General features: G+C 31.9%; 21 protein-coding genes and 1 riboswitch. Of the genes, 15 read left to right on the top strand and 6 right to left on the bottom strand.

The window, feature by feature from the left end:
• Positions 1–7: 7 nt before the first annotated feature.
• Positions 8–106: riboswitch (SAM-I-IV-variant riboswitch) on the bottom strand.
• A gap of 53 nt (positions 107–159) precedes the next feature.
• Positions 160–969, bottom strand: a complete 810-nt coding sequence (locus tag PBN93_RS14290; RefSeq protein ID WP_271080926.1) for a DUF1853 family protein — start codon at positions 967–969, stop codon at positions 160–162.
• Positions 970–1052: 83 nt separating this feature from the next.
• Between PBN93_RS14290 and PBN93_RS14295 the strand changes: the two genes are divergently transcribed.
• The 3 genes from PBN93_RS14295 (at position 1053) to PBN93_RS14305 (ending at position 4174) form a co-directional block, all read left to right on the top strand.
• A complete protein-coding gene (locus PBN93_RS14295; protein ID WP_271080927.1) occupies positions 1053–1622 on the top strand; it encodes a phosphatase PAP2 family protein in 570 nt (189 codons plus the stop codon).
• Positions 1623–1750: 128 nt separating this feature from the next.
• The gene (locus tag PBN93_RS14300) at positions 1751–2371 is read left to right on the top strand and encodes a hypothetical protein (RefSeq protein WP_271080928.1); all 621 of its coding nucleotides are present in this window, start codon (positions 1751–1753) and stop codon (positions 2369–2371) included.
• Positions 2372–2731: 360 nt separating this feature from the next.
• Positions 2732–4174 carry a T9SS type A sorting domain-containing protein gene (locus PBN93_RS14305; protein WP_271080929.1) on the top strand — a complete coding sequence of 481 codons (1443 nt, stop codon included), beginning with the start codon at positions 2732–2734 and terminating at the stop codon, positions 4172–4174.
• A gap of 54 nt (positions 4175–4228) precedes the next feature.
• Here PBN93_RS14305 and PBN93_RS14310 read toward each other — a convergent pair whose 3' ends face one another.
• From PBN93_RS14310 to PBN93_RS14320, 3 genes are all read right to left on the bottom strand, one after another.
• Positions 4229–4696: a hypothetical protein gene (locus tag PBN93_RS14310; RefSeq protein WP_139344201.1), complete on the bottom strand. Its 468-nt coding sequence runs from the start codon at positions 4694–4696 to the stop codon at positions 4229–4231.
• Between the two features lie 66 nt (positions 4697–4762).
• Positions 4763–5239: an Hsp20/alpha crystallin family protein gene (locus PBN93_RS14315; RefSeq protein ID WP_077399386.1), complete on the bottom strand. Its 477-nt coding sequence runs from the start codon at positions 5237–5239 to the stop codon at positions 4763–4765.
• A gap of 124 nt (positions 5240–5363) precedes the next feature.
• Entirely contained in the window at positions 5364–6257 is an 894-nt protein-coding gene (locus PBN93_RS14320; RefSeq protein WP_077399389.1) for an AraC family transcriptional regulator, read from the bottom strand.
• 169 nt (positions 6258–6426) lie between these two features.
• On the opposite strand from PBN93_RS14320, the gene nfsB reads away from it, so the two are divergent.
• The 11 genes from nfsB (at position 6427) to PBN93_RS14375 (ending at position 17074) form a co-directional block, all read left to right on the top strand.
• Positions 6427–7086, top strand: a complete 660-nt coding sequence (gene nfsB, locus PBN93_RS14325; protein WP_077399392.1) for an oxygen-insensitive NAD(P)H nitroreductase — start codon at positions 6427–6429, stop codon at positions 7084–7086.
• Positions 7087–7104: 18 nt separating this feature from the next.
• Entirely contained in the window at positions 7105–8118 is a 1014-nt protein-coding gene (locus tag PBN93_RS14330) for a zinc-binding alcohol dehydrogenase family protein (RefSeq protein ID WP_271080931.1), read from the top strand.
• A gap of 21 nt (positions 8119–8139) precedes the next feature.
• A complete protein-coding gene (locus PBN93_RS14335) occupies positions 8140–8979 on the top strand; it encodes a DUF4437 domain-containing protein (RefSeq protein WP_271080932.1) in 840 nt (279 codons plus the stop codon).
• Between the two features lie 119 nt (positions 8980–9098).
• Complete coding sequence (locus PBN93_RS14340; RefSeq protein WP_077399401.1) at positions 9099–9965, top strand: AraC family transcriptional regulator; 867 nt, start codon at positions 9099–9101, stop codon at positions 9963–9965.
• 122 nt (positions 9966–10087) lie between these two features.
• Positions 10088–10933 (top strand): enoyl-CoA hydratase/isomerase family protein, encoded by an 846-nt coding sequence (locus PBN93_RS14345; protein WP_271080933.1) that lies wholly within the window; start codon positions 10088–10090, stop codon positions 10931–10933.
• A gap of 177 nt (positions 10934–11110) precedes the next feature.
• Complete coding sequence (locus PBN93_RS14350) at positions 11111–12094, top strand: zinc-dependent alcohol dehydrogenase family protein (protein ID WP_271080934.1); 984 nt, start codon at positions 11111–11113, stop codon at positions 12092–12094.
• A gap of 209 nt (positions 12095–12303) precedes the next feature.
• Positions 12304–13269 (top strand): 2OG-Fe(II) oxygenase, encoded by a 966-nt coding sequence (locus PBN93_RS14355; protein ID WP_271080935.1) that lies wholly within the window; start codon positions 12304–12306, stop codon positions 13267–13269.
• Positions 13270–13363: 94 nt separating this feature from the next.
• The gene (locus PBN93_RS14360; RefSeq protein WP_271080936.1) at positions 13364–14146 is read left to right on the top strand and encodes an SDR family NAD(P)-dependent oxidoreductase; all 783 of its coding nucleotides are present in this window, start codon (positions 13364–13366) and stop codon (positions 14144–14146) included.
• Between the two features lie 97 nt (positions 14147–14243).
• Positions 14244–14837: a glutathione-regulated potassium-efflux system oxidoreductase KefF gene (gene kefF, locus PBN93_RS14365; RefSeq protein ID WP_077399416.1), complete on the top strand. Its 594-nt coding sequence runs from the start codon at positions 14244–14246 to the stop codon at positions 14835–14837.
• A 3-nt stretch (positions 14838–14840) separates the two neighbouring features.
• A complete protein-coding gene (locus PBN93_RS14370) occupies positions 14841–16739 on the top strand; it encodes a monovalent cation:proton antiporter-2 (CPA2) family protein (protein WP_271080937.1) in 1899 nt (632 codons plus the stop codon).
• A gap of 2 nt (positions 16740–16741) precedes the next feature.
• The gene (locus tag PBN93_RS14375; RefSeq protein ID WP_271080938.1) at positions 16742–17074 is read left to right on the top strand and encodes a TfoX/Sxy family protein; all 333 of its coding nucleotides are present in this window, start codon (positions 16742–16744) and stop codon (positions 17072–17074) included.
• Positions 17075–17126: 52 nt separating this feature from the next.
• On the opposite strand, the gene PBN93_RS14380 is transcribed toward PBN93_RS14375, so the two are convergent.
• Positions 17127–18605 carry a glycoside hydrolase family protein gene (locus PBN93_RS14380; protein WP_271080939.1) on the bottom strand — a complete coding sequence of 493 codons (1479 nt, stop codon included), beginning with the start codon at positions 18603–18605 and terminating at the stop codon, positions 17127–17129.
• Between the two features lie 299 nt (positions 18606–18904).
• Between PBN93_RS14380 and PBN93_RS14385 the strand changes: the two genes are divergently transcribed.
• Positions 18905–19999 carry an alkene reductase gene (locus PBN93_RS14385; RefSeq protein WP_271080940.1) on the top strand — a complete coding sequence of 365 codons (1095 nt, stop codon included), beginning with the start codon at positions 18905–18907 and terminating at the stop codon, positions 19997–19999.
• A gap of 370 nt (positions 20000–20369) precedes the next feature.
• Here PBN93_RS14385 and PBN93_RS14390 read toward each other — a convergent pair whose 3' ends face one another.
• Entirely contained in the window at positions 20370–21095 is a 726-nt protein-coding gene (locus PBN93_RS14390) for an NUDIX hydrolase (protein ID WP_077399430.1), read from the bottom strand.
• Between the last annotated feature and the right edge of the window lie 173 nt (positions 21096–21268).

Genomic DNA, 21268 nt, shown 5'->3' on the forward strand with positions numbered 1-21268 from the left:
GTGGAGCTGAATTAACATTTTTTCCAAAGTATTGGCTTATCCTTTTTTAGCACCTTGCTTGTTAATGCAGGTTGCTATCTCTTATTTGAGATTCTTGATAATTAAGTGCGCAAAACTAAAGCATAACAACGAGAAAAAATCATAATTTTCTGTTATTTTTTACCACCAAACCACAAAAAACTTTTGTAACTCTCCGTTAGGGAATTTTATCCAGCATAATGGAGACTTTTTAGCTGTTATCAAGGTATTAATTTCAAAAATAAACTCATTATATTTAAGCCAGTTTACTTGGGTTTGTACATCTTGTAGCCAATTAGTTTTAGACGCAATATAAAATTTACAATCTTTAAACTGTAATAAATCTGTATGCTTAACATAAAATCCTTTAATGCACTCTTTATTTAAGTCCTTAAATTTTACACTTCTTTTATAAGGTGTAAATAGTTGTGCTTTAAAAAATACACGTTGCTCAATTTCTTTAATATTTAAATTAAGGTTATTTATTGTAGAGGCTGTATGCTTGCTATAGAGTAGGGGTAGTTGTTTCTGTTTTAATTTGGTTAGCTTTTTAAGTAATGTATCGTTTCTGTTTGGCCCAATCCAGTGTTCTATTTCTGTGTTTCCAACAGAGTCATCAAACAAATAAAATTTATAAATTATTTCTACGTGATAAGGGGTATTGTTTTTTGTTAAAATACAATCTATTTCGCCTATTGTAAGCTTATCATTTTGTATTTGTATGTTCTCTGCTAAAATGGTAATATTCTTACTAAATTTAAACTCAGTACTAACGTAGCGTTCTACACGTTTTCCTAACCTTAAATTGGTTGGTATCTTGTCAGTAAATTTGGGAGTATCATTTATTTCTAGTTCAAACTGTTTTAAATGATACACGCTATTGTTTACCCATAGTATTGGGGTATTTATATAACCAATAAATTGTTGCGCTATATCTTTGTCTTGTGCCATTATTTAAAAGAGAGTAAACACTTGTGTCAATAAATTATCTTTTTCTACAAATAAAACTATATTTGTGATAATAATTGGTTTAAATGAAAATTAAAATAGCTCAATTTATATCTGTATTAGGACACCCGTTGTTGCTATTTCCTTTTTTAATTTTAATTTTTAATCTTAATGATAAGGAAACAGTCTTTTCCCATACCTTATCTCTTATTTATGGTATTTTTTTTCTAGTTTTAATTGCTTGGGTTTATATTGGCAAAAGATTAGGAAAATATACAGATTTAGATGTTTCTAATAAAAAAGAACGTAAATCTCTTTATATATTTGCTTTGCCATTAATGGTTTTGGTACTTTTCTTTTTGTTTTACACAAATCAACCAGTATATATTTGCACTAGTTTTTCTATAGCTACACTAATGCTTTTAGCTTCTTTTGGAATTAATTTCCTTATAAAAATATCTATGCACGTAGCTATAAATATTTATTTAGCTCTGGCTATTTTATATGTAAACCAGCGTTTAGGTGTTGTTCTTATTCTGTTTACGTTATTAGTTTTATGGTCTAGGTTGGTGTTAAAAAGACATACGCCTAAAGAGGTTATAACCGGCCTAATTATAGGTTCCTTGTTTGGGGTTACCCTTTTGCTTATTTCTTAAAATTATTTTTTAACGAAAATTTACTGAACCTACTTAAATAAATATTTAGTAGCTGTATTTCTGTATTGTGAAGTAAAATTACTAGGCAATTACCATAGTTTTGCCAGTATAACATTAACTACACAAAAATGAAAAATGCTTTAAAAATTTCCTTTATTCTTATTACGCTACTAATAACCTCATGTAGCAGTGATAAAGATACAATTAAAATTTCTACGCTAGAAGGCCTACAAGCAGCCAAACAATTAGCAATAACTAATTTTGGAGCCGATTTTGAAGTATATGATTTTGAATTATACTCAAAAGGAGATTTAGACTCAGATTTAGGAAGAATTACTATTAAATATTTAAAAGATGGTAAGCTATACCAAAGAGTCTATAACACTACAACCACTAATAATAAAGCTTCTTTAGATGATGAAAAGCTTTTAAGTGATGCTTTTCAGAAAAGCTTTTTCGTTAAAAATTCTCAAGGAAAAATTAAAATTAGTGATATTGATATTGATACAATGTTTGCTAATATAAATAAAGGGGTAGTTATTATTAAAAAAGAAATGGAAATAGACAATTACCAAGTCAGAAAATATAAAATTAAGGCAGATACCAAAACAAATAAAATTTCATCAGATTTTGAAATACATTTTACAGAACCTAATAATGAAACTATTGAAGGGCGTAATATTGTAACTAATTTTTATGAATTAGAATTTAAAGGAGATGAAAATAATAACATTACTGTTGATAATTAATACATAAATAAAGCGTTCCCAGCTTTAATAAAGGTTGTTCTATATATTTATAGGCAGCCTTTTTTTATTTTATAGTTTTTTGAGATATAGACATCTCTAAAAAATTAGTTGTAAATTCTTACAAAATTATTTATTGTTATAAACTTATTTTTAATATTTATCTAGTATTTACAGTTCATACAAAGCAAAAAGAAATATTTATAGAAGGTAAAAATTATTTGTTGAGTATTTGTCTAGTATATATTTATCATAATTTTCTTGTTAAATAGTAGTTTCGTTATAAATAATTTTAGTCTGTTTCCCCAGGATATGAATTTTTTAGAAGAAAATAATTTAATTAATATTTAAACTACATTTTTTATGAAAAAGATTAACCTACTATCAGTTATTATGTTTCTACAATTGCTATTTGTTAATGCTCAGTACGATTGGGATAACATACCTATACCCGCAAATGCCGGAGCAGGAAAAACGTGGCAATTACAAGTACAAGCCAGTGATGATTTTAACTATCAATTTTCACCAACTAACAACGTAACAGATTTTGGACCAGCTAACAATGCCAAATGGTATAATAAATTTCACAACCAACCTAATGGAACACCAAATAATTGGCCTGGACCTGGACCAACCGTATGGATGCAAAACCACGTTGCTGTTTCTGGAGGTCATTTAAATATTTGGGCATCTAGAATCCCTGGAGCAACTAAGTCTTTTGTTGGCTCTAGCGGAAATTTAATTTCTAGACCAGAAACAAGAGCTGGTTGTATAACTAACAAAACGCGTGTAAAGTTCCCTGTATTTGTAGAAGCTAGTATAAAAGTAATGAACTCTTCATTAGCTTCGGATATTTGGTTGTTAAGCCCAGATGATACACAGGAAATAGACATTATAGAATGTTATGGAGGGCCAGGAGACGACAATAGAAATGGCTTTTTTGCAAATAAAATACACCTTAGTCATCACGTATTTATTAGACCTCCAAATTTTAAAGATTACCAACCAGCAGATCTTAACAGTTGGTGGAAAAAAGATGGAGTATCACAATGGGGTGGTAGAGTAGTAAGAATTGGTGTTAATTGGGTTTCTGCTACAAGATTAGAGTATTATGTAGACGGACAAATGGTTCGTGTTTTAGATGATACTGCAGTACAAACCAGATTAGCAGATGGTACTTGGCAATATACATACCCAGCTGGTGTAACTAGTACTGGTGTTAACGGACAGTTGGTTAGAGAAAATGGATACCAGAAAATGAATATTGCTACTAGTTTAAATGATGCAAAAAACAAGTCTAATATTAGTGTTATAGATCCATTTAATTATTTAAATAACCAGAGAAGATTTACAAAAGAAATGGATATTATTATTAATGTAGAAGATCAAAGTTGGCAAGCAGAGGCTTTTAGGTCATCTACAGACGCAGAGCTAGAAAATTTTGAAAACAATAATTTACTTGTAAATTGGATTAGAGTATATAAGCCAGTAAATGCTCGTAACTTTGTGAATACAGAACTTACAAGTACAGAGATTTCTAATAATTCTGCTAGAGCTTTAACTTCTAATGAAGAAGAAAAGCAAGAGCTAGCAGTATTTCCTATTCCTGCTAAAGACGTTCTAAATATTAGTAGAAAAGACTATGTACAGGCTAAGGTTTATAATTTACAAGGACTAATTGTTTTAAGAAAAGATGTTGCAGATGGTACACTAAATGTTTCTTCTTTAGAAAATGGTATTTATGTACTAGAATTGGCCAAAGCAAATGGTGAGTCTACAAAGCAAAAAATTGTAATATCTAAATAACAATTTTCTTTATTAACTAAAAACCCAAAACATAATTTATGTTTTGGGTTTTATTTATAATTTAGTTTTTTCACTTTCTTTAGGTTCAACTTTAGAAGAATATTTTTTAAAAAATTGCTGCTGTTGTTGTAGCATTCTATTTCTAATTTTATCTAGCTGCATAAAATCTTCTCCAAAATCACTAGAGAAAAAATCATCAGTAAAAAAACTATCCATAAATATAGAGTCTATATGTTGTGGTGTTGGAAAAGAGTGTAAACTAGAGAAAAACTTTGACTTGTAACTGTGTAACAAGCTGTCTTTTTCTAGATCAGATAAGTTATTGTAACCACTGCTAGATGACCAAGAGTAAATACTGTCATACTGTATTAAATTTCCCTTGTCATCATATTGTTTATTAACCGTCCAATCTCCTAAAGGCTTTTTTTCTTCGTTTTTTGGCTTTGTTTCATTTTTATTATTCTGCCCATTGCAACTAATATTTAAAGACACTAATAAAGCCAATGCAATACATTTTTTCATCACTTTTAAAAATTTATTAGACATTAAAGACAACAGGAAGCTAATTTTAGCTCCCTGTTTTTAGTTTTAAGATATAGTTATTGTTCTTGCAGGCTTTTGTTTAGCCTCTTCTTTTTTGGGTAGTGTAATATGCAGAATACCATCAGTATATTTTGCATCTATATTATTATCATTAACAGTTTCTGGCAGCGTAAAAGTTCTTTTAAAAGATGAGTATCCAAACTCCCTACGGGTATATTGTTCGTTATTGGTTTCCTCTTCTTCTTTTATCTGTGCAGAAATAGTTAAAGAATGGTTGTCTATTTCTACCTGAAAGTTAGATTTTTTTAGACCAGGAGCAGCCATAGAAACTAAAAAAGAATCTGCTGTTTCCTTAATATTTACTTTGGGTAAAGTAATACCAGTATTAAAGTTTGATGTAAATACAGTAGGTAAATCTACATTAAACATATCGTCTATTACTCTAGACCAACTAGGAAAATTAATAGGTGAATTTGTGCTTGTTAAACCTCCGTTTTTAGGAACATTAATTAAATTGCTCATAATTACAAAAATTTTAAATTAAACAAAAAATCAAATATTTTATAGGTATGTAATTAACAACAAAAAAAATGCCAATTTTATCAACTGACATTTTAAAATAATCTTAATTTTTTATTCATTATTATTAAGCTCTTGCTGTAGTGCAAAGCCCTCTTTTTAATAACATATATTCTCCGTTATTTTTAAATTCTTTAATAGATGTACCTGCATAACGTTTAAAGGTTTTAGATAGGTGGCTAACATCCGTAAAACCTAATTCATCCGCAATTTGGGTAAGCGTAAAGTCAGAATTTAACAAGCGTATTTCTACCAATTTTAGTTTCGCCTTTATAATATACTCCCTAAGTGACATATTTACTTGTTTTTTAAAATATTCACTAACATAAGTAGGTGACATTATAAAAACATCTGCCAAATTTTCAACTTTTAAAAGTTCTGTTTTATCTATATTTTCATTTATGTAAGTCAACATCTTTGTTATTCTGTCATCAGAGTTATTTTTGGGAACTTCAAAATAAGTACTCTTTTTAATATTACGTATTAATACTTCTAAAACACTCGTCATTAAACTTGTAACCAAGTTTATAGATTCGTTCCCGTAATTCATAGATTCTTGCGTAATCATACCTATTAAGCTTTCTAAATGATTACGATCTATATCATTTTTTATAATTTCTCCTGGCAATTGGTTGTAGTTAGAAAGTATGTATGATGCTTCTTTAAACCACTCATTTCTATCAATAGTCAGTTTGTTAGCATTTTTAAAAAAAGAATCAGTAAATTTTAAAAACACAAATTTTGTAGGTTTAGTTATTGTAAATGAATGACATTTTAAAGGTGGTAATAAAAAAATACTACCTTTTTGGTAATTATGCTCATTATAATTTATGCATTGCGTACCCTCGCCGTTTTTGATTAAAACTAACTCAAAAAAATTATTTTTAACAGGTCTTTGTTTCCATTCTGTTAATTCTAATTCTTGTATTTCAAAAGGTTTGTGTGCTTCTAATACTTGCATAACAGTGTTTATTTTAGTTCAAAATTAGTTAAAATATACTTAAACAGTACAAATAGAGGTATATAAACCTTTATTTGTACATACATCACCTTTTTTTGTACCAATAAAATGCTTGGTTGCACATATATCTTTGTATTAAAATTAAACAACAGATATAAAACACATACAAATGAATTTAAAAGAAATTTTAAACTGGAGATACACAACTAAGGAATATGATGCAACCAAAAAAATATCTGATGCAGATATGGCTGAAATTAAAAACTTGTTGAGAATGAGTCCGTCAAGTGTAAATTTACAACCTTGGCACTTTATAGTTGCTGAAACTACAGAAGGTAAAGCACGTGTTGCAAAAGGAACACAAGGCTTTTTTAGTTTTAACGAACCTAAAGTAACTAATGCTTCAGCTGTAGTTTTATTCTGTGTAAAAACAGATGCAGATGATGCATATTACCAACACATTGCAGATACGGAAGACAAAGACGGAAGATTCCCAAATGACGATGTTAAAAACGGATTTTTAGGTGCTGTAAAAACATTTGCAGGAATTCATAAATACGATTTAAAAGATTTACAACACTGGATGGAAAAGCAAGTATACCTTAACATTGGTAGCTTTTTATTAGGTGTTGCAAGCTTAGGAATTGATGCTACTCCAATGGAAGGAATCGAAGTAAAAGCTTTAGATGAAGAATTCGGATTAAGAGAAAAAGGATACACGTCTTTAGTTGCTGTATCTTTAGGATATCACGCTGAGTCTGATTTCAATTCAACAGAAAAAACACCTAAATCTAGATTAGCAGAAAGCGAAATTTTCACTTTAATATAATTTCAAAACTTTTATCAGATGAAAGCAATAGGATACAAAGAAAATCTTCCGTCAACAGATGTTAATTCGCTTCAAGACATAGAGGTAGAAACGCCTAAAGCAACTGGTAAAGATATTTTAGTTGAAGTAAAAGCCATTTCGGTAAACCCTGTAGATTATAAAATTAGAGCCAATAGACCAGCTCCAGATGGAGAATGGAGTATTATTGGTTGGGATGCCACAGGTATTGTTAAGGAAGTGGGAGAAGATGTATCTCTTTTTAAAGTAGGTGATGAAGTTTGGTATGCCGGTGATTTAAACCGACAAGGTAGTAATGCCCAATATCAGTTGGTTGATGAACGTATTGTAGGTAAAAAACCTGCAAGTTTATCATTTGCAGAAGCCGCTGCCTTACCATTAACTACGCTAACGGCTTACGAAATGCTGTTTCATAGACTAGAGGTTTCTAAAGATGATACCAACAAATCTATTTTGGTTATTGGTGCTGCTGGTGGCGTGGGTTCTATTTTGGTGCAACTGACTAAAAAGCTTACAAAATTGAATATTATTGGTACCGCTTCTAGAGAAGAAACAACTTCGTGGTTAAAAGAATTGGGTGCAGATACGGTAATTAATCACAGAAATAAGCTTAGCGAGGAATTTGATAAATATAACTTGCCAGCACCAGAGTATGTGGTGAGTTTAAATGCTACGGAACATCACGTAGATGAAATTGCTAAACTGATTAAACCACAAGGGAAATTCGGATTTATAGATGACCCAACATCGTTAAACGTGATGCCTTTTAAAGGCAAAGCGGTATCTACACACATTGAGTTAATGTTTACGCGCTCTATGTTCCAGACCGATGATATGATAGAACAGCATAACATTTTAAACGAAGTTTCTGAACTTATAGACAACGGAATAGTAAGAACCACTTTGGGAGAAAACTTTGGAACTATAAATGCTAAAAATCTTAGAAAAGCACACGCTTTTTTAGAGACCGGAAAAGCAAAAGGCAAAATTGTTTTAGAAGGATTTCAAGTGTAATTAATAGAAACTGAATATAAAATGAAAAATATATTAATAATTTTAACTGTAGCGGCTGTATTTGCAAGTAACAAGATAACTGCACAAACACCAACAACAGACGACATTAAGTCTGTAAATGAAGTAGTAACCGCAGACAACGTAGAATGGGGTTGGTTAAACCCTTTGCGAGGCGATAAAAGTCCGGCAGCAGGAAAACTTTGGGGAGACAGAACCAAAAACGAACCAGCGGGATTTTTAGTGAAATTCAAAAAAGGATTTTCGTCACCACCACATATTCACAATATAACTTATAGAGGTGTAGTAATTAAAGGATTGTTACATAATGATGATGAAAATGCCGAGAAACAATGGCTACCAGCAGGTTCTTATTGGCAACAACCAGCAGGAGAAGCGCATATTACCGCTGCTGACGGTGAAGAAAATATGGCGTTTTTAGACATTCAAGAAGGTCCGTATTTGGTGAAACCTACATCAGAAGCCTTTGATAATGGCGAAAGACCTGTAAATGTTGATAAAACAAACTTGGTCTGGTTAAATGCTAATGACATCCAATGGGTTGCTCAAAAGAGCAATGTGCAAACTGCTTTTTTATGGGGAAGTCACGAAAAAAATCAGCTACGTGCCGCACTTTTAAAATTGCCAGCTGGTTTTAATGGAAAGATTAAAAACTTAAGTCCTAATTTTAGAGCAGTGGTCATTTCTGGTGAAGTTAAACATCAGTTTTCTAAAAAAGATACTAAAAATAAGTTACAACCTGGTTCTTATTTTGGAGCTAAAAAAAATACAACTTCAATCATTTCTACCGCTAAAGAAACAATTCTTTACGTAAGAAGTAATGGTGAGTTTGAAGTGAAGTAATTGTATTTAATACGAATTAAGAATTTAGAGGCTGTTTTTTTAGTATATTACTTAAAAGACTGTTCCCCAATGAAAAGTCGCTTTAGGGCGACTTTTCTATTAAAAATAAAACCAACAATATGCCACGTACCATAATCGAAAATATCGTAATTCAAGAATACAAAGACCAAACCTTTTTTGAGTTTTGTAAGTATACTACCATCAGGTTTTTTGAGATTGTGTATTTTGAAAAGGGTAGTGGCACCATAAAGATTAATGGGAAAACAGTAAATTATTCGGCTAACAGCATTTTTGTTTTTGTGCCAGATGATATTTATATCGTAAATCCGGAATCGGCAACTACTACCATTGCCATTAAATTCTTGAAAAGCTTTTTTAAGGGAGATGCGCCGCAAAATGCAAATCTTCCGGTGAACGATTGGTTTCGTAAAATTGAAGGGATTCTAAACAGTGAAAGTCATCAATTGCGTGAAATGCGTTTTGAAACCGAATCGGACAAAATACACCTAATATCATTGATAAAAATGGTGGCGGCAGAAAACGATAAAAAGAAATCATACGACCTGTTTATCATTCAAAATTCACTTTCCGTAATTCTTCACCTTATTGCCCGTAACATTCAGTTTTTAAATGCTGATATGAGTGCCAAAATAGTAGAGTCTTCTAAAATTCAGCAAATCATCAACTTTATTCACGCCAATATTTACAATCCAGAATTGCTGACCACCAAAAACTTGGCAGAAGAGTTTCATATGGCGGACAATTACATTAGTGAATATTTTAAAAAACATACTGATGTATCACTAAAAAAGTACATTCTTAACTACAAATTAAAACTGGTAGAAACCCGATTAAAATATACAGATCTGCAGTTCTCAGAGATTGCAATGGAATTAGGCTTTACAGATTCTAGTCACCTTAACAAAACCTTCCAAAGTTATAAGGGGATGACTATTGGTGCTTATAAGGCAAGTATTTCCCAATAAATTACCATTTACCTCTTTTTTTACTAAAAGCCCTGTGTTTTTTACTTATCCAAAGCTTGAGTGCCTAGGTAACTTTGTACTGTAATACTAACAGAACAATAATTAACCAAAAACTCAATACTATGGAATACAAGAATTTTCAAACATTTACGGCAGAACAAAAAGGAGGAATTTTAACAGTGACTATCAACTTTGGACCAGTAAACGTACAAGGGCAAGAAATGCTTGCAGATTTAAGCAGTCTTTGTTTACGATTGGAGCGCGACAGAAGCGTAAAAGTAGTGGTTTTTGAATCTTCAAATCCAGATTATTGGGTATGTCATTATGATACCAACTTACTTAGGGATATGTCTATGGAAGCGGTACCTAGAAACGAAGTACAGTTATTGGACTTACAAGCAATTTTAGAAAGATTGAGCAACGTACCACAAGCAACTATTGCTAAAATTGAAGGTTTTGCGCGTGGTGGCGGACACGAAATGGCGTTGGCACTAGATATGCGTTTCGCAGCAAGAGGTAAAGCCAAATTTATGCAAATGGAAGTAGGTATGGGCATTTTACCTTGTGGTGGTGGCGCTTCACGTATGGCAAGACAAACAGGACTTGGAAAAGCACTTGAAATTATTTTGGGAGCCAGAGATTGGGATGCAGACGAAGCTGAAAAGTTCGGAACTATTAACAAAGCATTAGATGCAGATGAAATAGGACCTTATGTAGATGCTTTGGCAGAGCGGATTTCTAAATTTCCGGCAGATTCTATAGCAGCTAGCAAACGTGCGGTATATGCGTCTATAGACTTACCAATAAAGGAAGCTTTAAAAGAAGAAGCTTACCAGTTATTTCAGGCTACGAGCAGAACACCAGCCATAAAAAGATTCACCTACGCCGATGAAAATGGCGCTCAGTTTGACCATAACAACCAAAAGAATTGGGAACAAATGGTGATGGATATTCAAGAAGTAAATTAAGGGCGCCGAGTACCTTGCGCTATACGCTTTACGCCAATCGCATACCGCAGTTTGCGTAGAGCGTGTTGCGCACAGCGAATAGCGAATAGCGAATAGCGAATAAAATAAAGTCTCTGTCCTAAGGCTAGAGATATTTCCACAGATAAATAGATTATAACAATAAAAAGAAGAAAGATTATGAAAGCAATGCTTATAAACAACTACGGAGAAAACGTAAATTTCGAAGTATCAGAAATTGAAAAACCAGCAGTAAAAGCAGATCACGTATTGGTAAAAATAGCGGCATCTAGTGTAAATACTATTGACACTATGATCAAAAATATGGGAACCGATTTACCATTATCACCAGCTACACCAGCCTTATTAGGTATGGATTTCTCTGGAACAGTAGAAGCTGTTGGCGATGGTGTAGAAGGTTTTGAAGTAGGCGATGAAGTTTACGGTTGTGCTGGCGGATTAGCCGATTTACCAGGAACCCTAACTGAATATATTGTAGCGGATAGCAACCTTGTAGCTCACAAACCAAAAGGCTTAACAATGCGCGAAACTGCAGCTTTACCTTTGGTAGCTATTACAGCTTATGAAGGTTTAACAAGAGCAGGCGTAAAAGCAGGTCAGAAAGTATTGGTACACGGTGGTTCTGGTGGTGTTGGTCATTTAGCGGTGCAGTTGGCAAAGTATTTTGGAGCAGAAGTTTTTGCTACTGGTACTGGTGATAATCAAAAAGCTATTGTTGAAAAATTTGGCGCAACTTTTATCGATTTTAAAACTGAAAAAGTAGCAGATTACACAGCAAAATATACCGATGGTGGTTTTAATGTGGTTTTTGACACTGTTGGTGGTGCAAACCTGACCAATTCTATTGAAGCGGTTGCCTTAAACGGACATATTTCTACTACGGTTTCGTTGTGTGAGTTAGACTTAACGCCATTGCATTTTAAAGGAGCATCATTACACGTGGTATTTATGCTAATACCAATGTTGTACAATTTTAAAAGAGAGGAACACGGTACTATTTTAGAGCGTTTGGCTGAAATTTCCAATGAAGGACATTTAACGCCAATAGTAGATGAAAACAAGTTTTCGTTAGAAGAAGTTGGTGATGCTTACGCACATTTACAAAGCGGAAAAGCTATTGGTAAAATAGTAGTTGAGAACTAAAAACAAATAAGGATTTGTAATGTATCCTTATGGTTGATTAATAGTGTTAAATGCCTCTAAAAAGAGGCATTTTTCATTTAAAAAAATAGTAAAACCTTGTTTTTTACTAAAACCACCATTTTTACTACCAAAGCAGAACAGCCGCTTGTGTGTAATTTTGTTATAAATAAAAAATACCATAGCAGTAGCTATACTTAAAACATATAATTATGAAAACAATAGAACATACAAATGCACTTGCAGAAGCTCGCGCGCTAGAAGTACCATCAAGAGAATTATCTTTAAGACGCGATCCATCTGTTTCTCAATTTTGGAATGAAAATCGTAAATTGTTAGAAGCTGCTTGGGCAGAATGGGAACTAGAAAACAAAGACAATTTATTATTGCCAGACGAATCTTTACTAGATCCAAAATTACGTAAGGCAATTAAAGATGCTTGGGAAAATCCAGAAAAAGAATCTGCTGTTGCCGATTTATGGAAAGAAATAATTCCAGGCGTTTATGAAACACAATTTTTTGATTTAGATCGTTTAGCGGATTTTCGTCAGTATTTAGAAGACGTAGTAAAATCAGAAATCCCTAAACGTGCGCCTTACGGTATTCAATTAAACCGTTACGGAATGATGTTAGATCCAAGATCTGAAGGATATTTAGCAACACCGAGCTTTCAGGTATTTTATAATGATATAATGGACCGTTATATGCGCCCGATTTCTCGATTATTATTGGGGACTTACGGTTACGACAATCAAACTTTTGGATTTTCAATACAATACAATCCAGATAAGGACAAAGATTTACACGCGCATACCGATGCTTCGTCAGCAACATTAAATATAAATACTAACTTAACTGATGAAGAATTTACAGGTTCTATAGTCGATTTCTATGATAAAGTTTCTGGTAAAACGGTACAAACTAAGTTTGAGCCAGGAAAAGCCATCATCCATAGAGGTAATGTGCCACACGCAACACATCCAATTACAAGTGGACAACGTAGTAATTTAGTTGTGTGGCTATACGGAGATCGTATGCAAATACCACGTGGTAGTACTAGCAGTTACGGAAACATTGGTAGTAATGGTACAATCAAAGACGTTGCATTAGAAAGCGTAACCGCTCGCCAACGTTGGAGTTTACCTGATGGTCCTAAGGATACTGTAGCACCATTCTAATTACAGCAAGCGTAGTTTATTATATTAGACAAAAATAAAATTATAAAACTGGCAATAGTTGTATTGCCAGTTTTCATCAGCATAAAAGAATAAAATGAAACATATATTAATAACAGGAAGTACAGACGGCATAGGAAAATTACTAGCCTTGCGTTTGGCTAAAAAAGGGCACTTTGTAGCCATTCACGGTAGGAGCGATGCAAAATTAAGCGCTACTTTAAAAGAAATTAAACAGCAATCTAATAATGAAAATGTTATTGGCTTTTTAGCGGACTTTTCAGACTTAATTGCGGTTAAAAATATGGCTGAAGAAGTTGCTGAAAAAATGCCAATAATTGATATTTTGGTCAATAATGCAGGCGTTTTAATGACAAATGGTAGTAGTGGAACTACAGATATTCGGTTTGTGGTAAATTACTTTGCACCATATGTATTAACCAATGGCATAGTAGCAAATTTAAAAGTATCGGACGCACCAAGAATTGTGAATTTAAGCTCTGCCGCGCAATCTACTATAAATATACAAGCGTTAGAAGGCAAAACAGGCTTGGGGGCAAACGAAGCTTACGCACAAAGTAAACTGGCATTAACAATGTGGAGTTTTTATTTAGCGGAACAAGAACCATCAATTGCGGTAGTGGCAGTAAACCCGGGTTCCTTATTAAATACCAAAATGGCTAAAGAAGCTTATGGGCAGCATTGGTCTCCTGCAGAAAAAGGCGTTGACATTCTGTACAATTTAAGTATGACAGATTTAGCAAAATCAGGTGAATATTTTGATAATGATAAAGGTTCATATGCCACAGCACACGCAGATGCTTATGACAAAAATAAAATTGAAAAATTAATTGAAGTTACAATGTCTAATTTATTGTAAAATAGTTTATTAATGTTGTTTTTAAAATGAGTTTTTGGTTGATTAAAGCAACTTGAAATTCATTTTTTTGTATCTTATTTTCAACTAAATTCGCAAGATGAAAAAAATATTAGTTTTGTTTTCTCACCCAAACTTTGAAAAGTCTAGAGCAAATTCTATTTTAATAGATAAAATTAAGGATAAAGAAGGAGTAACTTTTCATGATTTGTACGAATGCTATCCGGATTTTAATGTAGATGTAGCGGCAGAAAAAGAACTATTAAATAGTCATGATGTTATTATTTGGCATCATCCTTTGTATTGGTATAGTTGTCCGCCTTTAATGAAACAATGGATGGATATGGTTTTAGAATTTGGATGGGCTTATGGTCCAAATGGCAATGCCTTATATGGCAAAAAGTGTCTAAATGTTATTACTACTGGTGGCACAAGAGCTGTTTATTGTAAAGAAGGCACCAATAGCTTTTCTGTAAATGAATTTTTAAGACCTTTTGAGCAAACTGCAAATTTATGTGGTATGTACTATTATCCGCCATTTACGGTTATGGGAACGCACAAAATTGATGAAGAGTCATTACATAACCACGCTCATAAATACAATAATTTACTAGATTTACTTAAGCAAGACTTGGCATTAGAAGAAATTACTAAGTTTTCATTTATAAATGATATTCCACAATTAAATACATAAGTTATGACGGGTAGTATTCTTTTTGAGGCTATTGTTTTTTTACTAGGAGCAATTATATGCGTTTCTATAGCTAAGCGTTTAGGACTAAGCTCTGTGTTAGGTTATTTATTTGCTGGGGTATTAATAGGTCCTTATGTTTTGGGTTTTATAGGGCAAGAAGGAGAAGACATATTACATTTTGCAGAGTTTGGAGTTGTAATGATGTTGTTTTTAATTGGTTTAGAAATTGAGCCTAAAAACTTCTGGAAAATGAGAAAAACTATAGTAGGTATGGGCGGCTTACAAGTTGCCTGTACAATGCTCATTTCTTATTTTTTATTTTCTCTATTGGGTTTTGAATGGAAAGTAGCACTAACATTTTCAATGGCGGTGGCACTATCTTCTACTGCTATAGCATTGCAAACTATTAAAGAAAAAGGACTATTAAACACTACGTTTGGCGCTTCATCTTTTTCCATATTGTTGTTTCAGGATATTATAGTAATTTTTATGTTGGGTGCATTGCCCTTACTTGCCAATACATCTAACACGGCAGTAGAACAAACCTCAGACCACACAAATTTGTTGCAAAATTTACCTTTAGGGCTACAAACGCTAGCAATACTGGGTTCTGTAGTTGTTATAATTATTGCAGGGAAATATTTAATAGTTCCTATGTTGCGTAAAGTAGCCAAAACAGGAGTTAGAGAATTATTAATAGCAGCGGCCTTACTAATTGTATTTGGAATATCATTTTTAATGGAATTAGTAGGTCTTAGTCCAGCTTTGGGAGCTTTTTTAGGAGGAGTAGTATTATCTAACAGTGAGTTTAAACACGAGTTAGAAAGCACTTTAGAACCTTTTAAAAATTTACTATTGGGATTGTTTTTTATGGCCGTAGGCGCCTCAATAAATTTTTTAGTTATAGCAAAAAGTCCGTTTACGGTAGGAGGTATTTTATTAGCGGTTATTGTATTAAAAGCAGTGGTTTTATATATTACAGCAACAGTTTTTAAACTAAAGTTAAATCAGAAATTGCAATTAACCTTTACGTTGTCACAAATTGGAGAATTTGCTTTTGTACTGTTATCTTTTGCATTTTCATTACATATTTTAGAACAAAACCAATTAGATATTATGTTGGTGGTTACTGCATTAACAATGACAGTTACACCAATTATTGGAATGCTTAATGAACGCCTTTTGTTGCCACGTTTAGGAACTAAAGAGTCTATAAAAAGACCAATGGACCATATTGCTAAATCTCAAAAAATAATATTGGTTGGTTTTGGGCATTTTGGTAGTACAATAGGTCGCTTTTTGCGAACGCACGGTGTAGAGGCAACCATATTAGACCATGACTCTAACCGTGTAGATTTTTTACGTAAAATGGGTTTTGAAGTTTACTATGGAGACGCTACACGTACAGACTTGTTAGAATCTGCCGGAATTGCAGAAGCAAATATTTTAATATGTGCTATGGATAACCCAGATGTTATTAAAAAATTAGCAAAAACGGTAAAAGAAAATTATCCACAGGTAAAGCTTATGGTCCGCGCTAAAAATAGATATGCAGCGTATGAGTTTTTAAATATGGAAATAGATCATATTTACAGAGAATCTTTAGAAACATCATTAAAATTGGCAAGTGAAGTTCTTAGTCAAATGGGATTTAGGAGGTATACATTGCAAAGACAAATACAAAATTTTATAAAGTACGATGAAGATAGTTTAAGACGATTGGCTAAAGAAAAGAAAATAGGCGACGATAGTTATATTTTTAAGGCCAGGAAAGAATTAGAACAGCAAGAAAAATTGCTAGAGCAAGACTTTAAAAGAGGTATTGTAGAGTTTGATAATCATTGGGATGCAGAAAAAATAAGAAAATCATTAAATAAAAATGAAATTGTAAAAAATGTATAGTTATGGCTGTTACAGAAAGTTTTTTAACCTATGTATTAGATCAATTAATATGGGATAATATTGTCTCAAAAAAAATGTTTGGAGGTGTTGGTCTTTACTACAATGAATTAATGTTTTGTTTGCTGTATGAAGATGTAGTAGCATTAAAAGTAGATGACACAAACATTAAAAAATATGAAGATATAGGAGAAAAACCTATTAAGGTGTTTAAAAGTAAAACATCAATACCATCATACTACACAGTACCATCGCATATTTTAGAGGACAAAAAAGAATTTACAGTCTGGGCAAAAGAATCTTTTCAAATACAATTAAATAAAAATAATATATCATAGTATATATATAACAGCCATTATGTATGTAATGGCTGTTATATATTTTCTTGGCTTAATTACAAGATTTAATAGTACCAACTCCTTTGTTACATTTTTTAGCTGTATTGTATTTAACATGTAGTATGTGGCTGCTAGGAAAACCTTGTACGTTAGATGTGCTCACATTTACATTGTAATTCCCAAGACTGTTATCTCTTTTTGTATTGTCTATAGTAACGCCTAAAGACGGACCATTAAACTCAAACCCAGATGGTCCTGGCTTACACAATTTAGACCATTCTGGGCAAGGCAAGTATGGTAAAAATGCCTGTTTTAACTTAGCGCCTGTATTTTTATAAACCACTTTTACATTTTTTACAGTAGAGTTAGCAAATTTTCCAGGTTTTATACCGTTAACTGCAGGGTTAGAGTGGTTGTACGCTTTTTCATTAAAATCATTAGCAATTCTAGCTGCCCAAGTTCTTCCGTTATTACGTTTGTATACAACTTCTACAGATCCATTACCTAATATACCTTCAATATAATTTTTAAATGCTTCACCACTAGCTCTATTTTGTTTGTCAAAAAGTTCTATAAAACCGTGTTCTATACGTACCGCATAGGCACAACCAATAGCAGTAACACCATCTATAGTTACTTTACCATTTTCCATAAAGTGAGGGGAGAACATAACAGGAGTTAGCCCATTTTTATTTTCAATATTGGTAGCAAATATTTTTCTTACGCCTCCTTTTTTAGCTGTTTTCATTGCAAGGTTATCAGTTTCTAATCTTAAGGTTACACCACCTGTACAACTTAAGTTGTTAAATAATATGTTATCTGCTGCATAAGCTTGTATTAAACCGTAACCAGTATGTGCATTGGTTTGGTTTATATTTTCTATTATACCATTATGTGGCCAGGCATTGCCAGCTTTATTTGTAAAGCTTATAAGTATAGATGCAAATACCGTTTTTTCATCTTTAATAGAAAAGTTAGCTATTTTAAAATTATCTACATTACCAACGTCTGCTACAATAATATTTTTAGAAGAGTTACCTCTTACATCAACATTAAATTTACCTCCTTTACCAGTAATACTAACATTTTTTATTTTGTCTTCTGTTTTACTAGCAAAGTCAAAAATTCTATGGTTTTTAGCAGGAGTTAAACCTTTTGTAGGGTAAATTGTTGATCCTTTTTCAATTTGTAGATGTACGTTAGAGCGCATTTTAACCTTATTTAAATAATATTTACCTTTTGGAAGAATGATTACACCACCAGACCCAGAAATGTCTTTTATAGCTTTGTTTAGTTTTTCTGTGTCATCATTAGCATCTTTATTATTAACATTATAGGCAGTTACTAAATTTACTTTATTACGTAATACCGCTGCAGTAGGTGGTTTGTAAAAGTTAGATGCTTGTGCGCTTACTTCTGTAAGTACTTCTGCTTGTTGGGTATTTTCTACTTCTTCAATTTCTTTAGAGCAACTAATAAGCATTACTACCATTGTTGCTACATACACATGTTTAATTTTTAGTTTCATCATAGTAAAAATTTTAAATTAATATGGTGTAATATTAAAAAGTATATTCCTACATATGTAGATATATTTTATTGTTAAATAGCATTATTTTAACATTTTTTTATCTGTATTCATATTTTTTAACCTCAATTTTTTGTGATTTATACAGTTTTCTTAGTTGCTAATAGGTGTTTAGTGTAAATTTCAACTGAATTTCTAGTGCTAAATTTTGCGTTAAATATATCTTAATTGATGTAGGTCAATGAAATTGATAGCACACTCTTGTAAATTTGTAGTTCACCTTAATTATAAAATTAAATTATATGAGTAATCAAAATTTACTAAAACCATATACAAAAAATATAGAGCTTAAGAACAGAGTAGTAATGGCACCAATGACTCGTAGTCGTGCTACAAATAAAGAAAAGGCTGCTACAGATGAGCTGCAAGGCCTTTATTATGAGCAAAGAGCATCTGCAGGTTTACTAATTACAGAAGGTTCTCAGGTATCAAAAAAAGCAGTAGGTTATATTAATACGCCAGGTATATACTCTGCCGAGCAAGTAGAAGGCTGGAAAAAAGTAACCAAGAGAGTGCATAATAAAGGAGGGAAAATATTTATTCAGCTTTGGCACGTTGGCCGTATGTCTCATCCAGATTTTCATAACGGAGAATTACCATTAGCACCATCTGCTATTAATCCTAATGAAAAATCATATACCGAAGAGGGTTTTAAAGATACTGTTACGCCTAAAGCAATGACATTATCAGATATTAAACAAACTGTACAAGATTTTAAAAATGCTGCTTTAAATGCAGTACAAGCTGGTTTTGATGGTGTAGAGATACATTCATCTAACGGTTATTTGTTTCATCAATTTTTTACAGCAACATCTAATACCAGAACTGATGAGTACGGCGGTAGTATAGAAAATAGAGCTCGTTTTTTCTTTGAAGTGTTAGATGAAATGAAACAAGTAATTCCTCAAGAAAAAATAGGTGTACGTTTTAATCCTTCTTTAAATGGCCTATTTGGTATTACTATGGATGAAGAAACCATACCTACGTTTGAATATATTATAAAAAAATTAAATGATTATAATTTAGCGTATATTCATCTATCAGAACCTTTTACAGATGTGTCTAATATACCATTTGCGGTTACAGAAATAGCAAAACATTTTAGACCATTGTATAAAGGAACGTTAATGATTAATTCTGGTTTTGATAAAGAATCTGGCAATAAAGTTATAGAAGAGGGTTATGCAGATTTAGTGGCCTATGGTAAACCATATATATCTAACCCAGATTTGGTAGAGCGTTTTAGAGACAATGTGGCACTTGCAGAGTGGGATGAAAGTACTTTTTATGTTCCAGGAGAAAAAGGATATACAGATTATGAAAGGGCAACCAAGTAATTTATAAATATTTATAAAAAAGGGATATTACAATTAAGTAATATCCCTTTTTTAGTTTTAATCGTATTACATTAATTTATAGGCGTAAGATAGCCTAGCAGTATTAGACACGCTAAAAAAAATGGTTACAGAATTAAACAGGGTATTTACAGAAAAGCAGCCCCATTACACAGATAGTACAACATTAGCATTACTAAATGCCGCATCTTTGTAGTGTAAATAAGATTTTTGATAATAGTAGTTTTTTTAGATTGATTGAGATTTAACTACTTGTAGTTGGTAGTTAAATTGGTTAGTAGTTGAGTTAGTTTTAAAAAACCGGTTATTTTTAAATAGCCGGTTTTTTTATGTCTTCATATTTAATAGCTTGTTATATGCTAATTAAATAGTTCTTCTGAAACATTTTATCATAAATATCCTTACTAAACATATACAATTGTGCAGGTTTTTTAGAAACCCCAACCTGCTTTTCATCTAAAGCAATTATATATTTTTTATTAATTAGCTTTCTCCTAAAGTTTCTGTTGTCAATTTCTATACACAAAATAGACTGGTAAAGGTCTTGTACCTCATTTATAGTAAACTTATCTGGTAATAGTTTAAAAATTATAGGTTCGGATAAACACTTTTCTTTTAAATCTTCATAAGCTTCTAAAATAATTTTTTTATGGTCAAAGCCTACATCTGGTAATTTATTTACTGGAAACCATTTAGCATCAATTTTATTAAGATCTATATCATCTGTTTTTAACAAAAAGTAATAAGCAATAGTAACCGTCCGTAAATTAAACTCTTCATTTTTTATCCATATTAGGTCTTTTTCATTCATCAATCTATCTGGATCACCAAAAGCCTTAAATTGTTTTTTGTATTGGTTTTTTAAACCTGTTAATTCTTCTAAAACTCTAGTGGCTGTTTGGTCTAATGTTTCTTCTTCGTATTTATGATATCCTGTTAAGACATAATCATTTACAAGTACTTTATTGTTTTTTTCTAAATACCTTTTAATAAGCAAAACATTTAAAGATTTGGTAACGGTATCAAAACCAAAAACAACACAATCTACAGATATATTTAATATTTTTTTCTGTCCCATAGTATAAATCAATCTAAAGAATATAGATAATAGTTAGGCTAATATAAGTATTTTTTATAATTAAACGTAATAATTACGTTATTGTAATTTTCCTTAAAATTTGATGATATGATAAAAATAGGGTAAAATATTACATATAAGTGTTAAATTATTATATTTTAAATACTAATAAT

The organism is Cellulophaga omnivescoria (genome assembly GCF_027915275.1).
GTDB lineage: Bacteria > Bacteroidota > Bacteroidia > Flavobacteriales > Flavobacteriaceae > Cellulophaga > Cellulophaga omnivescoria.

Coding starts and splice junctions, on each gene's coding strand:
- PBN93_RS14355 (WP_271080935.1), top strand. CDS start 12,304: ATGAAAACAATAGAACATACAAATGCACTTGCAGAAGCTCGCGCGCTA.
- PBN93_RS14335 (WP_271080932.1), top strand. CDS start 8,140: ATGAAAAATATATTAATAATTTTAACTGTAGCGGCTGTATTTGCAAGT.
- PBN93_RS14390 (WP_077399430.1), bottom strand. CDS start 21,095: ATGGGACAGAAAAAAATATTAAATATATCTGTAGATTGTGTTGTTTTT.
- nfsB (WP_077399392.1), top strand. CDS start 6,427: ATGAATTTAAAAGAAATTTTAAACTGGAGATACACAACTAAGGAATAT.
- PBN93_RS14305 (WP_271080929.1), top strand. CDS start 2,732: ATGAAAAAGATTAACCTACTATCAGTTATTATGTTTCTACAATTGCTA.
- PBN93_RS14350 (WP_271080934.1), top strand. CDS start 11,111: ATGAAAGCAATGCTTATAAACAACTACGGAGAAAACGTAAATTTCGAA.
- PBN93_RS14370 (WP_271080937.1), top strand. CDS start 14,841: ATGACGGGTAGTATTCTTTTTGAGGCTATTGTTTTTTTACTAGGAGCA.
- PBN93_RS14295 (WP_271080927.1), top strand. CDS start 1,053: ATGAAAATTAAAATAGCTCAATTTATATCTGTATTAGGACACCCGTTG.
- PBN93_RS14385 (WP_271080940.1), top strand. CDS start 18,905: ATGAGTAATCAAAATTTACTAAAACCATATACAAAAAATATAGAGCTT.
- kefF (WP_077399416.1), top strand. CDS start 14,244: ATGAAAAAAATATTAGTTTTGTTTTCTCACCCAAACTTTGAAAAGTCT.
- PBN93_RS14290 (WP_271080926.1), bottom strand. CDS start 969: ATGGCACAAGACAAAGATATAGCGCAACAATTTATTGGTTATATAAAT.
- PBN93_RS14330 (WP_271080931.1), top strand. CDS start 7,105: ATGAAAGCAATAGGATACAAAGAAAATCTTCCGTCAACAGATGTTAAT.
- PBN93_RS14380 (WP_271080939.1), bottom strand. CDS start 18,605: ATGATGAAACTAAAAATTAAACATGTGTATGTAGCAACAATGGTAGTA.
- PBN93_RS14320 (WP_077399389.1), bottom strand. CDS start 6,257: ATGCAAGTATTAGAAGCACACAAACCTTTTGAAATACAAGAATTAGAA.
- PBN93_RS14345 (WP_271080933.1), top strand. CDS start 10,088: ATGGAATACAAGAATTTTCAAACATTTACGGCAGAACAAAAAGGAGGA.
- PBN93_RS14375 (WP_271080938.1), top strand. CDS start 16,742: ATGGCTGTTACAGAAAGTTTTTTAACCTATGTATTAGATCAATTAATA.
- PBN93_RS14360 (WP_271080936.1), top strand. CDS start 13,364: ATGAAACATATATTAATAACAGGAAGTACAGACGGCATAGGAAAATTA.
- PBN93_RS14300 (WP_271080928.1), top strand. CDS start 1,751: ATGAAAAATGCTTTAAAAATTTCCTTTATTCTTATTACGCTACTAATA.
- PBN93_RS14315 (WP_077399386.1), bottom strand. CDS start 5,239: ATGAGCAATTTAATTAATGTTCCTAAAAACGGAGGTTTAACAAGCACA.
- PBN93_RS14310 (WP_139344201.1), bottom strand. CDS start 4,696: ATGAAAAAATGTATTGCATTGGCTTTATTAGTGTCTTTAAATATTAGT.
- PBN93_RS14340 (WP_077399401.1), top strand. CDS start 9,099: ATGCCACGTACCATAATCGAAAATATCGTAATTCAAGAATACAAAGAC.